The sequence below is a fragment of the Kluyvera intermedia genome, assembly GCF_021440345.1.
GTDB classification, from domain to species: domain Bacteria; phylum Pseudomonadota; class Gammaproteobacteria; order Enterobacterales; family Enterobacteriaceae; genus Kluyvera; species Kluyvera intermedia_A.
The window spans coordinates 48574-63262 of the sequence record NZ_JAKCNS010000014.1; the positions used below are offsets into that span (position 1 = coordinate 48574).

Below are 14689 nucleotides of genomic sequence, written 5' to 3' on the forward strand. Positions count from 1 at the left end.
TATTTGTAGAGGGATGAGTTGAAGGAAGGATTGAAGTGGAAGTGAGCGCACGCACGGCGCGCTCACCGTTACATCTCTATTTCGATGTCACCTTTTGCCCGGCAGCAGCAGGGCAAAATTTCGTCCGGCTGAATAAAGGCCAGCGGCTCGGTCAGCCAGTCAACCTGGCCGGACACCAGCCGGGTACGGCAGGAGCCGCAGTAGCCTTCGCGACACTGGTATTCCACCTCAACGTTGTGAGATTCCAGCGCCGCCAGCAGTGACGGATGTTCATCCTGGCACAGCAAGCGCGTGCCAGAGATGCGCAGAATAACGCGGCTCATTAGAGCTGGAAGTTGCTGAGATCGTCAGTATCGACTTCCGCGTCAATCTGCCCAACCAGATACGAGCTGACTTCCACTTCCTGCGGCGCTACCTGCACGTTATCGGACACCAGCCAGGTGTTGATCCACGGGATAGGGTTCGAACGCGTCTGGAACGGCAGATCCAGACCAACGGCCTGCATACGGATGTTGGTGATGTACTCAACGTACTGACACAGAATGTCTTTGTTGAGGCCAATCATCGAACCGTCGCGGAACAGATAGTCTGCCCACTCTTTTTCCTGCACCGCCGCCTGCACGAACAGGTCATAGCATTCTTGTTTGCACTCTTCGGCAATTTCCGCCATTTCCGGATCATCCACGCCGCTGCGCAGCAGGTTCAGCATATGCTGGGTGCCGGTCAGGTGCAGAGCTTCATCGCGGGCGATAAGACGAATGATTTTGGCGTTGCCTTCCATCAGTTCGCGCTCGGCGAAGGCGAAAGAACAGGCGAAGCTGACATAGAAGCGAATCGCTTCCAGCGCATTGACGCTCATCAGGCAGACATACAGTTTCTTTTTCAGCTCGCGCAGGTTCACGGTGACGGTTTTACCGTTCACGGTATGCGTACCTTCGCCCAGCAGATGCCAGTAGCTGGTCATCTCAATCAGCTCATCGTAATAGCTGGAGATGCCTTCCGCGCGCTTTTGGATCTGTTCGTTGGTGACGATATCGTCAAACACAATCGCCGGATCGTTGACGATGTTACGGATGATATGCGTATAAGAGCGCGAGTGGATGGTTTCAGAAAACGCCCACGTTTCCACCCAGGTTTCCAGCTCTGGAATGGAGATCAGCGGCAGCAGCGCCACGTTCGGGCTGCGGCCCTGAATGGAGTCCAGCAGAGTCTGATATTTCAGGTTACTGATGAAGATATGCTTTTCGTGTTCTGGCAGCGCCTGGTAATCGATACGGTCGCGGGAAACGTCCACTTCTTCCGGACGCCAGAAGAAGGAGAGTTGCTTTTCAATCAGCTTTTCGAAAATGTCATATTTCTGCTGGTCGTAGCGTGCCACGTTGACCGGCTGGCCAAAGAACATCGGCTCTTTGAGCTGATCGTTTTTCGTCTGTGAAAAAGTGGTGTATGCCATTGATGTCAATCCTGTCTGGAGAGTAATGCCGGATGGCGTTTACTTACCTGCTTACAATATCGTTGCAAATATACACGTCATCTCGTCTGCGGCATTTTAATGCAACCCGCATGATTGAGTGTATAAATCCGTGTTCTGGGTAAGACTTTTGCGGCGCTACCCGGTAATAACGGAAATCAAAGGCCGGGTCAGCGCAGCGCTGCCCGGCAATCGTTGTCAGATTTTACATGCGCCGCTTTCGCAGCCGTCGTCCTGAATGGACGGCACCATGTCATCCTGCGCATCTTCCGCACCGTCACGGGTGTTTTGATAGTACAGGGTCTTCACGCCAAATTTATAGGCGGTGAGCAAATCTTTGAGCAGCTGCTGCATCGGCACTTTGCCAGACGGGAAGCGCGTCGGGTCATAGTTGGTGTTCGCCGAAATCGACTGGTCGATAAACTTCTGCATGACGCCAACTAGCTGCAGGTAGCCGTCGTTGTTCGGCATTTCCCACAGCAGTTCGTAGGCGTTTTTCAGATGTTCGTAGTCTGGAACCACCTGACGCAGAATACCGTCTTTCGATGCTTTGATGCTGACATAGCCGCGCGGTGGCTCGATGCCGTTGGTGGCGTTGGAGATCTGCGAAGAGGTCTCGGACGGCATCAGGGCAGAGAGCGTGGAGTTACGCAGGCCGTGGGTCTTAATCGACTCACGCAGCGCTTCCCAATCCATGTGCAGCGGCTCGCTGGTAATCGCATCCAGGTCTTTCTTATAGGTATCGATCGGCAGAATACCCTGAGAGTAGGTGGTTTCGTTGAACCACGGGCACGCGCCTTGCTCTTTCGCCAGCTCATTAGAGGCTTTCAGCAGGTAGTACTGAATTGCTTCGAAAGTCTGGTGAGTCAGGTTGTTGGCGCTGCCATCGGAGTAGCGCTTGCCGTTTTTCGCCAGCCAGTAGGCGTAGTTGATAACGCCAATACCCAGGGTACGACGGCCCATCGCGCCGCGTTCTGCCGCTTTGATTGGGTAGTCCTGGTAGTCGAGCAGGGCATCCAGCGCGCGTACTGCCAGCACCGCCAGCTCTTCGAGTTCGTCGAGGCTCTTAATCGCGCCAAGGTTGAATGCTGACAGCGTACACAGGGCGATTTCACCGTTTTCGTCGTTTACATCGTCCAGCGGTTTGGTTGGCAGGGCGATTTCCAGGCACAGGTTAGACTGGCGTACCGGCGCGATGGTTGGATCAAACGGGCTGTGGGTGTTGCAGTGGTCCACGTTCTGAATATAGATACGGCCAGTTGAGGCGCGTTCCTGCATCATCAGCGAGAACAGCTCAACCGCTTTCACGCGCTGCTTACGGATGCTGTCGTCGTTTTCATACTGGGTGTACAGACGTTCGAATTCGTCCTGATTGGCGAAGAACGCATCGTACAGGCCTGGGACGTCGGACGGGCTGAACAGAGTGATGTCACCGCCTTTCAGCAGACGGGTGTACATCAGTTTGTTGATCTGCACGCCGTAGTCCATATGACGAACGCGGTTGCCTTCAACGCCACGGTTGTTCTTCAGGACCAGCAGGCTTTCCACTTCCAGGTGCCACATTGGATAGAAGAGGGTGGCCGCACCGCCACGCACGCCGCCCTGAGAGCAGGATTTCACTGCGGTCTGGAAGTGCTTATAGAACGGGATACAGCCGGTGTGGAAGGCTTCACCGCCGCGAATTGGGCTACCCAGCGCACGGATGCGACCGGCGTTGATACCGATACCGGCGCGCTGGGAGACGTATTTCACGATTGCGCTGGAGGTGGCGTTGATGGAGTCGAGGCTGTCGCCACACTCGATCAGAACGCAGGAGCTGAACTGACGCGTTGGGGTACGCACGCCGGACATAATTGGCGTTGGCAGCGAAATTTTGAACGTGGAGACCGCATCATAGAAGCGTTTGACATAGCTCAGGCGCGTTTCACGTGGATAGTTAGAGAACAGGCACGCGGCCACCAGAATATAGAGGAACTGAGCGCTCTCGTAAATTTCGCCAGTCACACGGTTCTGTACCAGGTATTTACCTTCCAGCTGCTTCACGGCGGCGTAGGAGAAGGTCATGTCACGGTCGTGAACGATGAACGAGTCCATCTGCTTGAACTCTTCTTCCGTATAGTCTTCCAGCAGATGATTGTCGTATTTACCCAGATCGACCATGTGTTTGACATGGGTGAACAGCGCCGGTGGCTCGAACTGGCCGTAGGCTTTTTTGCGCAGGTGGAATACCGCCAGGCGTGCGGCCAGGTACTGGTAGTCCGGTGCGTCGTGAGAGATCAGGTCTGCGGCGGCCTTGATAATGGTTTCATGAATATCGGACGTTTTCATCCCGTCGTAGAACTGGATGTGGGAACGCAGCTCAACCTGAGAAATAGAAACGTTATGCAACCCTTCAGCAGCCCAATCCAGCACGCGATGAATTTTGTCGAGGTTAATGCGCTCTGTGCGGCCGTCACGCTTCGTCACCAGCAGACTCTGATTCATGTGATTTTTACCTGTCCGTGAAAAGAAAAATGTCCCCTGCTTATCCACAATTACCGGTGGTGTGAAAACCTGTGGATAAATACTATATGTAGGGGGTCGTTGATTAATTGAACGCTATATGGTGAGTTATTCTAGTAGGGATTCTTTTGAGTACAAGAGTTGATTTTGATGTTGAATTGAGGTTGTGAAAGGGTAAAAAACGCTAAGTCCACGGCACGTAAGGGCTGGCGAGGATGTCAATAATTTGCAAAAAAAAATGAAAATTTGATCGAGTGCTGATTTCTTCGTCGAAGGGCGTTGTTGCGCAATATGATGTAGCGCAATTTTGTTGTGGCTATATCCCGATCATTAGTAGGTGACGCGTAGGCCCGAAAAGCGAAGCNNGGCGCTTCGCTTATCGGGCCTACACCGCCTGCGGCGGGCTATTCGCTTTTGGCGGTGGTGTGCAGCATATAGTTAACATCCACACCCGGTGCGAGTTTGAATGTGTTGGTCAGCGGGTTGTAGTGCAGGCCGGTCATGTGACGCTCTTTCAGCACGGTTTGGTCAACCCAGCTCAGCAGTTCAGCAGGCTTAATGAATTTTTTCACGTCGTGCGTGCCTTTTGGCACCATGCGCAGAATGTATTCCGCGCCAACGACCGCCATCAGCCAGGATTTGCCGTTGCGGTTCAGGGTCGAGAAGAAGACCTGCCCACCGGGTTTGATCAACTGCGCGCAGGCTTTCACCACCGACTGCGGGTCGGGAACGTGCTCAAGCATTTCCATGCAGGTGACGACGTCATACTGCTGGGCGTGCTTCGCCGCATGTTGTTCTACCGTTTCCTGAATGTAATCGACCGGAATACCGGTTTCCAGTGAGTGCAGTTTCGCAACCTGTAACGGCTCAAAGCCCATATCAAGCCCAGTCACCGTTGCGCCTTCACGGGCCATACTTTCTGCCAGAATACCGCCACCGCAGCCGACATCGAGCACTTTTTTGCCGAACAGACCGTTGGAGCGCTCGGCGATATAGCCCAGGCGCAGCGGGTTAATACGGTGCAAAGGTTTGAATTCACCTTCCAGATCCCACCAGCGTGACGCGACGGCCTCGAATTTGGCAATCTCTTCGTGGTCAACGTTGTGCGCTACCGCAGCTTTTTCGGCATTCATGGGTGTTCCTGCTCCTTATTTCATTATTGTCTGCGAGTATATCAGCACCGACGAGCGAATAAAGCGTCTGGCGGGTGCTATTGGGTTTACCTGTCTTTACGCGGATGTGTTATAATTTTCGACCTTTGAATCCGGGACACAGTAGAGGGATAGCGGTTAGATGAGCGACCTTGCGAGAGAAATTACACCGGTCAACATCGAGGAAGAGTTAAAGAACTCTTATCTGGATTATGCGATGTCGGTCATTGTTGGCCGTGCGCTGCCAGATGTCCGAGATGGCCTGAAGCCGGTACACCGTCGCGTACTTTACGCCATGAACGTATTGGGCAATGACTGGAACAAAGCCTATAAAAAATCAGCCCGTGTCGTGGGTGACGTAATCGGTAAATATCACCCTCATGGTGATACCGCGGTTTATGACACTATCGTCCGTATGGCTCAGCCATTCTCACTGCGTTACATGCTGGTAGATGGCCAGGGCAACTTTGGTTCTGTCGATGGCGACTCCGCCGCAGCGATGCGTTATACGGAAATCCGTATGTCGAAAATCGCCCACGAGCTGATGGCTGACCTGGAAAAAGAAACGGTAGATTTCGTCGATAACTACGACGGTACCGAACGTATTCCAGATGTGATGCCGACCAAAATTCCTAACCTGCTGGTTAACGGTGCCTCCGGTATCGCAGTAGGTATGGCAACCAACATCCCGCCGCACAACCTGACGGAAGTGATCAACGGCTGCCTGGCTTACGTCGATGATGAAGACATCACCATCGAAGGGCTGATGGAACACATTCCTGGCCCAGACTTCCCAACGGCTGCGATCATCAATGGTCGTCGTGGCATTGAAGAAGCCTACCGTACCGGTCGTGGCAAAGTGTACATTCGCGCTCGCGCGGAAGTGGAAGCTGACGCGAAAACCGGTCGTGAAACCATCATCGTCCACGAAATTCCTTATCAGGTGAACAAAGCGCGCCTGATCGAGAAAATCGCCGAGCTGGTTAAAGACAAACGCGTTGAAGGCATCAGCGCGCTGCGCGACGAGTCTGATAAAGACGGTATGCGCATCGTGATTGAAGTGAAACGCGACGCGGTCGGGGAAGTGGTTCTCAACAACCTTTACTCCCAGACTCAGCTGCAGGTTTCCTTCGGTATCAACATGGTGGCACTGCACCATGGTCAGCCGAAGATCATGAACCTGAAAGACATTATCGCCGCCTTCGTACGTCACCGTCGCGAAGTGGTGACACGCCGTACTATCTTTGAACTGCGTAAAGCTCGCGATCGTGCGCACATCCTTGAAGCACTGGCGATTGCGCTGGCAAACATCGATCCTATCATTGAACTGATCCGTCATGCGCCAACTCCGGCCGAAGCGAAAGCAGGCCTGGTTGCGCGTTCATGGGATCTGGGCAACGTTTCTGCGATGCTGGAACGTGCGGGCGATGATGCAGCGCGTCCTGAATGGCTGGAACCTGAATTTGGCGTGCGCGATGGTCAGTACTACCTGACCGAGCAGCAGGCCCAGGCTATCCTGGATCTGCGTCTGCAGAAACTGACCGGCCTTGAGCATGAAAAACTGCTCGACGAGTACAAAGAGCTGCTGGAGCAGATCGCTGAACTGCTGCGCATCCTCGGTAGCGCAGAGCGCCTGATGGAAGTGATCCGTGAAGAACTGGAACTGGTACGTGAACAGTTCGGTGACGCGCGTCGCACTGAAATCACCGCCAACAGCGCCGACATTAATATCGAAGACCTGATTAGCCAGGAAGATGTTGTTGTGACCTTGTCTCACCAGGGTTACGTCAAATATCAACCGCTTACCGATTACGAAGCACAGCGTCGTGGTGGTAAAGGCAAGTCAGCGGCACGTATTAAAGAAGAAGACTTTATCGACCGCCTGCTGGTGGCCAACACCCACGATACGATCCTGTGCTTCTCCAGCCGCGGTCGCCTGTACTGGATGAAGGTTTATCAGCTGCCGGAAGCTAGCCGTGGCGCACGTGGACGTCCAATCGTCAACCTGCTACCGCTGGAAGCGAACGAACGCATCACCGCGATCCTGCCGGTTCGTGAATACGAAGAGGGCGTGAACGTCTTCATGGCAACCGCCAGCGGTACCGTGAAGAAAACCGCGCTGACTGAGTTCAGTCGTCCGCGTTCTGCCGGGATTATTGCGGTTAACCTCAACGAAGGCGATGAGCTGATTGGCGTTGACCTGACCTCCGGTTCTGACGAAGCGATGCTGTTCTCTGCCGCAGGCAAAGTGGTTCGCTTTAAAGAAGATGCCGTTCGTGCCATGGGTCGTACTGCGACCGGCGTACGCGGTATCAAACTGGCGGGTGAAGACAAAGTGGTGTCTCTGATTATTCCACGCGGTGAAGGTGCAATCCTGACCGTGACGCAGAATGGTTACGGTAAACGTACCGCTGCGGCAGAGTATCCAACTAAGTCGCGTGCAACTCAGGGCGTTATCTCCATCAAAGTGACCGAGCGTAACGGCTCCGTTGTTGGTGCGGTACAGGTTGATGACAGCGACCAGATAATGATGATCACCGATGCCGGTACGCTGGTGCGTACCCGCGTGTCGGAAGTCAGCGTGGTTGGACGTAACACCCAGGGCGTTATCCTCATCCGTACTGCGGAAGATGAGAACGTCGTGGGTCTGCAACGTGTTGCTGAGCCAGTGGATGACGAAGAGCTGGACGCTATCGACGGTAGCGTGGCGGAAGGCGATGATGATATCGCGCCGGAAACCGAAAGCGATGATGATGTTGCGGAAGACGCAGACGAGTAATTCGTCGTCTTATGTCGCATGAAAGAGCCGGTGAATACCGGCTCTTTTTTTATCTGCGGTTTGGCTGTTTTCAGCATTGCAGCGCGCGTCCGGGCGGCTGTTCTGTATGTATTAACATTGCGGTAAAGGGCTTTTCCCGCTACCTTAACCACATCCTGTTAGCCTTTGACGGCGGAGTTTCGCCACTTTGAAATATCTTGTCTCCTTTCGCACCACGCTGAAAGTTTCACGCTACCTGTTCCGCGCGTTGGCATTGCTGCTTTGGCTGCTTATCGCCTTGATTTCGGTATTCTATATTGTGAATGCCCTGCATCAGAAAGAATCGGAAATCCGCCAGGAATTTAATCTTAACTCCGATCAGGCCCAGCGCTATTTCCAGCGAACCTCCGATGTGATTAAGGAGCTGAAGTATATCGCCGAAAACCGGCTGACCGCGGCGAATGGTACGCTGCCGACCGGTGCTATCAAAGATAGCGCCGACATCCCCGACTTTGAGCCGCTGTTCCCGGATTCAGACTGCGGCAACCTCGATACCACCTGGCGTGGCCCGCTGGAGTCGCTGTCGTGGTATCTGCGCTACTGGCGGGAGAATTTCTCCGCTGCCTACGATCTTAACCGCGTCTATTTAATCGGCAGCGATAACCTTTGCATGGCTAACTTTGGCCTGCGTGAAATGCCGGTTGAACGTAGTGAAGCCCTTAACTCGCTGCACGAACGCATTATGGCCTATCGCGATGCGCCGCAGGATGAGCGTGGCGGCAACTTGTTCTGGGTTGGGCAGGGGCCGCGTCACAGCGTCGGTTATTTCTATGCTTTGACGCCGGTGTATCTGGCGAATCGCCTGCAGGCGCTGCTGGGCGTTGAACAGACCATTCGCATGGAGAACTTCTTCACCCCAGGCAGTATGCCAATGGGGGTATCAATTCTTGATGATAATGGCAATACGCTGATTTCGCTCTCCGGGCCGGACAACAAACTGCATATCGCGACGCGAGCGCTACAGGAACGCCTGTGGTTTGGTTATACCGCTGGCTATCGCGAGCTGGTGCTGAAGAAAACCCTTTCGCCTTCATCGCTGAGTATTGTCTACTCGGTGCCGCTGGATGCGGTACTGGAACGTATTCGTATTCTGGTACTCAATGCTTTGCTGTTGAACCTGTTAACCGGGATTGCGCTGTTTACCATGGCGCGGATGTATGAGCGCCGTATCTTCCTGCCCGCAGAGTCGGACGCGCTACGTCTGGAAGAACATGAGCAGTTTAACCGTAAAATTGTCGCCTCGGCGCCGGTTGGGATCTGTATCCTGAGGACTCAGGATGGCACCAATATTCTGAGTAATGAACTGGCGCATAATTACCTGAATATGCTGACCCACGAGGACCGGCAGCGGCTGACGCAGATTATCTGCGGTCAGCAGGTGAACTTCGTTGACGTACTGACCAGTAACAACACCAACCTGCAAATTAGCTTTGTCCACTCACGCTATCGCAACGAGAACGTGGCGATTTGCGTGCTGGTTGACGTGAGTTCGCGCGTCAAAATGGAAGAGTCGCTGCAGGAGATGGCACAGGCGGCGGAGCAGGCCAGCCAGTCAAAATCCATGTTCCTGGCAACGGTGAGCCACGAACTGCGTACGCCGTTGTATGGGATTATTGGTAACCTCGATTTACTGCAAACCAAAGAGCTGCCGAAGGGCGTTGACCGCCTGGTGACGGCCATGAACAACTCGTCAGCGCTGCTGCTGAAGATTATCAGCGACATTCTCGACTTTTCAAAAATTGAGTCTGAACAGCTCAAAATCGAACCAAGCGAATTTTCACCTAAAGAGGTGATGAACCATATCACCGCCAACTATTTGCCGCTGGTGGTGAGAAAACAGCTGGGGATGTACTGCTTTATTGAACCTGACGTGCCGCTGAAAATGATGGGCGACCCGATGCGTCTTCAGCAGGTTATCTCCAACCTGCTCAGTAATGCCATCAAGTTTACCGACATTGGCTGTATCGTTTTACATCTGAAGCGGGAAGGGTATTACCTTAGTATCAGCATTCGCGATACCGGCGTTGGTATTCCAGCCAAAGAGGTGGTGCGTCTGTTTGACCCGTTTTTCCAGGTGGGTACCGGCGTGCAGCGTAACTTCCAGGGTACTGGCCTGGGGCTGGCGATTTGCGAAAAGCTGGTCAATATGATGGACGGTGATATCGCGGTGGATACCGAGCCGGGTATGGGGAGTCAGTTTTCCCTGCGTATCCCGTTGTATGGTGAACAGAATCAAACGCCGTTGATGATAGGCGGGCTGGCAGCCGTTCGCTGCTGGCTGGCGGTGCGCAACGTCGCGTTGTCCAATTTCATTCAGACCTTGCTGACCTATCACGGGATGGACGTTCGTCTGTACGACGGTGAAATACCGGAGCCGGACGATCTGCTGATAACCGATGATGAAATCACCCAGCAATGGGCGGGTCGCGCTGCGGTGGTCTTCTGTCGCCGCCATATCGGTATTCCGCAGGAGTATGCGCCGGGTCAATGGATACACAGCATCGTTTCCCCGCATGAATTAATGACGCTGCTGGGCCGTATTTACCGCGTGAAGATGGGGACCGGTGACGCCACCGAGTCGCTCGCCGCGCACGAGGTGGCGGAAAACAGTAATGATGACATGATGATCCTCGTCGTTGACGATCATCCTATCAACCGTCGCCTGCTGGCGGATCAGCTGGGATCGCTGGGCTATCAGTGTAAAACGGCGAACGATGGTGTTGATGCGCTGAACGTGTTGAGCAAAAACCATATCGACATTGTTCTGAGTGACGTCAACATGCCGAATATGGATGGGTATCGTCTGACCCAGCGTATTCGTCAGCTTGGGCTGACGCTGCCGGTTGTTGGCGTAACGGCCAACGCGCTGGCGGAAGAGAAGCAGCGCTGCCTGGAGTCGGGGATGGATAGCTGTCTGTCGAAACCGGTCACGCTGGACGTACTGAAGCAGACCTTGACGGTCTATGCGGCAAGAGTGCGCAAGTCGCGGGAATAAACATCAGCAGATGGCGTTTAGATAGTTGGCCCAGCTTCGATTGGGTGATAACTCTGAAGGCGAAAGATAGTGTGTAACCTGGAAATGCGCCGGAGCTGACGTGCTGTCAGCCCCGGTCTGCACAGACGTTAGTCTTTGTCTGACGGGGAAAGCGTTACCGAAGAGAGGTAGTTCAGCAGGGCGATATCGTTTTCGACGCCCAGCTTCATCATCGCCGATTTCTTTTGGCTACTGATGGTTTTAATACTGCGGTTGAGCTTTCTGGCAATCTCTGTCACCAGGAAACCTTCTGCGAACAGACGCAATACTTCGCTCTCTTTCGGGGACAGACGTTTGTCGCCGTAGCCGCCAGCGCTGATTTTCTCCAGCAGGCGAGAGACGCTTTCCGGGGTAAATTTCTTACCTTTCTGCAGCGCAGCCAGCGCTTTCGGCAGGTCGGTTGGTGCGCCCTGTTTCAGCACAATCCCTTCGATATCGAGATCCAGCACGGCGCTAAGAATCGCCGGGTTGTTGTTCATGGTCAACACGATAATCGACAGATCGGGGAAGTGGCGCTTGATGTATTTAATCAACGTAATACCGTCACCGTATTTGTCTCCTGGCATGGAGAGATCGGTTATCAGCACGTGGGCATCAAGTTTAGGTAAATTGTTAATTAGCGCGGTGGAGTCTTCAAATTCGCCAACAACATTCACCCATTCAATTTGTTCCAGAGATTTACGAATCCCGAACAGCACAATCGGATGGTCATCAGCAATAATTACGTTCATATTGTTCATGTAAAGGCTACCTTGCTACAGCAAGCTCTTGACGTATACGTCAATGTCGCTGATGTATTTTTCTATGCCGGAAGCATCTTTCTCACGAATAAGATGTTCGAGCGTTTCACATAACTGCTTGCCAGGTACCAGATTTAGCATGGCAAACACCCCTTTAAGGCGGTGAGCTGTCTGTGCCAGAGCGGCAAAATCCTTCGCCGCGGATTCAGTATACAGTCTGCTAACATCTTCCGGTACCGTATCCACAAACAGAGCATAATAGCCACTAGCCTGAAGTTCGGCATTTTCATCGCTGCCGGGCTGCGATTCCGTAACTTCTTCCTGTGCCAGTTGCTCTTCAATCAGTTGGAGTACGGCGTCCTGTATTGCGTTACTTATGTTAAAGTTCACACGCAGCTGGCCTGGGCCAATTTTGCGTATTCCAGCTTCATCATCGCTTAAAAGCAAGCCCGAAGCAGTAAGATTAGACGGATTATCTGTTAAAAACAGATCATATTCTTGACTCGTTGCCCGTTCATCCGGATTGATACAGGTGGCCCCCCAGCTTTCGAGCTGACGGGTGACAATATTGCGGATTTCATTGGAGGTGATGTCGATCATTGCCACCACATCATCCAGCAGCTGCTCTTCCGGCTCGGCGTTTTCCTCTCGCACCGCCATTTTGACGTGCAGCGTATAGCGGGTTCCCAGCGATTCCCGCGCTTTAATGCTCAGGTGTCCGCCTAGCTTACGGGCGAGCTGATCGCACAGCCAGAAGGTGAGGGCGTTCGCCTTGCCATAGCGGTCTGACTGAGTATCGTTGAGATACGGGAAGTGCAGGTTATCAATCTCGCCATGCGAGACGCCGTTGCCGGTATCGAGGATGCGGAAGGTCAAGCGATCTTCCGCCGACTCGTCGGCACTCACCTCAATGGTCACTTTACCCATCTGCGTGGTGGTGACGGCATACTGGATCAGCAACAGCAAAATACGCCGCAGGGCATCACGATCGCCAAAACGCTGTTCTTTTGCCGGCAATGCATTGTTGATAAGCAGCTGTAACCCTTTACGCTTGATTGATGGCAACACTTCCGGCACCACTTCATCAATCAGCTCCTGAAGCGAGAACTGCGTTGACGTGCCTTTCCAGCTGTCATTTTCCAGCATATTGGCGAGCTGGATTTCATCCACCAGACGCACCAGCAGATCGGCATGGTTAGCCAGTTTCTGACCCTCGGGGGTATCAAGGGTTGTCGCTTCAGCCGCCAGCGCTTTGATTGGCTGTTTCAGCGTGTCGCTAATGTTCTGCATAAAGGCTGCGCGACCCTGCTGGTTTTTCTCATAGAGCCGCTGAGCCTGTTTAAGCTTTTTATTGACCAGTACTTCCCGGTCCTGATCGCGGATGATAAAGATCTGCGTACGCGGTGAAACCTGGCTGCGGAACTGACGTATTTCATACAGTTCATTATTGATGGTGGCCTGAATCACCCCTTGATGCTGGTCCGCCATGCTGGTGATATTTTGTAGGTTCAGATGCGGCAGCAGGTGATCGGCAATTTTATTGCTAATAATGGTGCGATTCGACTCCTGGTCGTGAACCAATAGCCCAAGTGGCAATAAAGAGACGATCTCTTCGTTGATGACTCGCAGCATCCGCAGTTCGTTATTGGTTCCAGAGGCCGGTGCCGTATGTGCGCTGCTGCGCGTAGGCAGGTTACGGAAAGTAGAGTAACCAAAGAGCGCCAGCGCCAATAGGCCGATATTCAACAGCAGCGGTAGCATGATGTTCTGGAAGGTATCAAGCAACAGGGTACCAAATGGCACTTGCCATACTAAACGCATACCGGTGGTGTTGAGCGCGGAAGTGATTTCAATGCGCGAGCTATTAAAATTAATCGCGACGCTGTCGCCCGGATCTTTTTCCTGGCCACGAGGGGAGGCCTGCGCAGGATCGGGTTCAAGGCGGAAGCTATCCAGCGACATTGTTGGCGGCACCAGATCGTTTATCGGTAAATCGAAGGCGACGACGGTCGCCAGATGTCCCGGCTGATTAAAGGTGGTGCGTAGGGTAAAGTAGCGGCCATTTTGCCAGGCTAAACGACGCAAAGAAGAGAAGGTTTCACGTTCATCCAGCGTATTCGCCTGCTGCAGCATCTCGGCGCGGCGTGAGTCGACGATACTGCCGACGGTCGATTCTTTGAACCCTGACGAGAGATCTTTGAGCGGCAGCGTTGAGATAAGGATCAGGCTGTTATCCTGACCATTAAGATAGTACATCGACCACGGCACGTTTTCGGCGCCCCACAGGGTATCCAGATAGGTTGACATTCGCTGAGTGATATCCAGCGTTGCGCTATCATGCGAACCAAAAATCAGCGCTTCGGTTTTACGTCTTGGCTTCTCGAGATAATAGACATCCTGCTTTAAGCGGGTTTCCTGCAGGCCATCAATCGGCGTCGCGTTGCTGCTTGATGCGGCGATATTGTCGTAAATTTGCCAGGTGGTGTAGCGCCAGGTATCGATACGCTTATGTACCGCGTGCGTCAAATCGACAATCTGATAGCTCTTATCTTTTAGCCACGCGTTAACCGCGCTTTGAATCATCACGCCCATGGTCACCAGAAGCACGATGATCATAAGGAGGAAAAAACGTGTGATGCTCCCAGGAAGGAGGGAGAATTTCGTCGGGCTCATCTTGTCGGACTGACTCATTGGCGTGTGTAACCCATCATAACGGCATCTGAATGAGGATATGCTCAAGCGTAAAATGCATTGAGGCGTAAAACCTTGTTTTACTCTGCTGGCAGTATATACAAAAAATCCAACAAGATGCAGTCACGCGGCAAATTCGTCCCACGTAAGGTCAGTGCTGCCAGGAAATGAAACGGAATTTCATTATTATCTTCGACGGGGAATTGAGATTGCGGGCAATGTGTACAATGAAACATATATTGTACAAAAATTGGCTGGATATATGGTGATGCTGCCAACTTA

At 53.0% G+C, this 14689-nt stretch carries 9 protein-coding genes; 2 read left to right on the forward strand and 7 right to left on the reverse strand.

Annotated features, from left to right (window positions below):
* Positions 1-68: 68 nt before the first annotated feature.
* The 4 genes from yfaE to ubiG all read right to left on the reverse strand — a co-directional run bounded on the left by yfaE (position 69) and on the right by ubiG (position 5106).
* Entirely contained in the window at positions 69-323 is a 255-nt protein-coding gene (gene yfaE, locus LZ634_RS04520) for a class I ribonucleotide reductase maintenance protein YfaE (RefSeq protein WP_052285100.1), read from the reverse strand.
* Complete coding sequence (nrdB, locus tag LZ634_RS04525) at positions 323-1453, reverse strand: class Ia ribonucleoside-diphosphate reductase subunit beta (RefSeq protein ID WP_234502623.1); 1131 nt, start codon at positions 1451-1453, stop codon at positions 323-325. Before nrdB ends, yfaE begins: the two co-directional genes overlap by 1 nt.
* A gap of 216 nt (positions 1454-1669) precedes the next feature.
* Entirely contained in the window at positions 1670-3955 is a 2286-nt protein-coding gene (gene nrdA, locus LZ634_RS04530; RefSeq protein ID WP_234502625.1) for a class 1a ribonucleoside-diphosphate reductase subunit alpha, read from the reverse strand.
* Positions 3956-4377: 422 nt separating this feature from the next.
* Positions 4378-5106 carry a bifunctional 2-polyprenyl-6-hydroxyphenol methylase/3-demethylubiquinol 3-O-methyltransferase UbiG gene (gene ubiG, locus LZ634_RS04535; RefSeq protein WP_234502627.1) on the reverse strand — a complete coding sequence of 243 codons (729 nt, stop codon included), beginning with the start codon at positions 5104-5106 and terminating at the stop codon, positions 4378-4380.
* A 160-nt stretch (positions 5107-5266) separates the two neighbouring features.
* Here ubiG and gyrA point away from each other — a divergent pair, with 160 nt between their 5' ends.
* Positions 5267-7903 carry a DNA topoisomerase (ATP-hydrolyzing) subunit A gene (gene gyrA, locus LZ634_RS04540; RefSeq protein ID WP_234502628.1) on the forward strand — a complete coding sequence of 879 codons (2637 nt, stop codon included), beginning with the start codon at positions 5267-5269 and terminating at the stop codon, positions 7901-7903.
* A gap of 187 nt (positions 7904-8090) precedes the next feature.
* Positions 8091-10937: a two-component system sensor histidine kinase RcsC gene (gene rcsC / locus LZ634_RS04545; protein WP_234502629.1), complete on the forward strand. Its 2847-nt coding sequence runs from the start codon at positions 8091-8093 to the stop codon at positions 10935-10937.
* A 128-nt stretch (positions 10938-11065) separates the two neighbouring features.
* On the opposite strand, the gene rcsB is transcribed toward rcsC, so the two are convergent.
* From rcsB to LZ634_RS04560, 3 genes are all read right to left on the reverse strand, one after another.
* A complete protein-coding gene (gene rcsB, locus LZ634_RS04550) occupies positions 11066-11716 on the reverse strand; it encodes a response regulator transcription factor RcsB (RefSeq protein ID WP_061284000.1) in 651 nt (216 codons plus the stop codon).
* A 15-nt stretch (positions 11717-11731) separates the two neighbouring features.
* On the reverse strand, positions 11732-14407 hold the full coding sequence (gene rcsD, locus LZ634_RS04555; RefSeq protein ID WP_234502630.1) for a phosphotransferase RcsD: 2676 nt from the start codon (positions 14405-14407) through the stop codon (positions 11732-11734).
* Between the two features lie 80 nt (positions 14408-14487).
* A partial coding sequence (locus LZ634_RS04560; RefSeq protein ID WP_234502631.1) for a hypothetical protein occupies positions 14488-14689 on the reverse strand: 202 nt, incomplete at its 5' end.

Excerpts from the sequence above, each read along its gene's own strand:
- gyrA (WP_234502628.1), top strand. The coding sequence starts at position 5,267 with ATGAGCGACCTTGCGAGAGAAATTACACCGGTCAACATCGAGGAAGAG.
- rcsB (WP_061284000.1), bottom strand. The coding sequence starts at position 11,716 with ATGAACAATATGAACGTAATTATTGCTGATGACCATCCGATTGTGCTG.
- ubiG (WP_234502627.1), bottom strand. The coding sequence starts at position 5,106 with ATGAATGCCGAAAAAGCTGCGGTAGCGCACAACGTTGACCACGAAGAG.
- rcsD (WP_234502630.1), bottom strand. The coding sequence starts at position 14,407 with ATGAGTCAGTCCGACAAGATGAGCCCGACGAAATTCTCCCTCCTTCCT.
- nrdB (WP_234502623.1), bottom strand. The coding sequence starts at position 1,453 with ATGGCATACACCACTTTTTCACAGACGAAAAACGATCAGCTCAAAGAG.
- nrdA (WP_234502625.1), bottom strand. The coding sequence starts at position 3,955 with ATGAATCAGAGTCTGCTGGTGACGAAGCGTGACGGCCGCACAGAGCGC.
- yfaE (WP_052285100.1), bottom strand. The coding sequence starts at position 323 with ATGAGCCGCGTTATTCTGCGCATCTCTGGCACGCGCTTGCTGTGCCAG.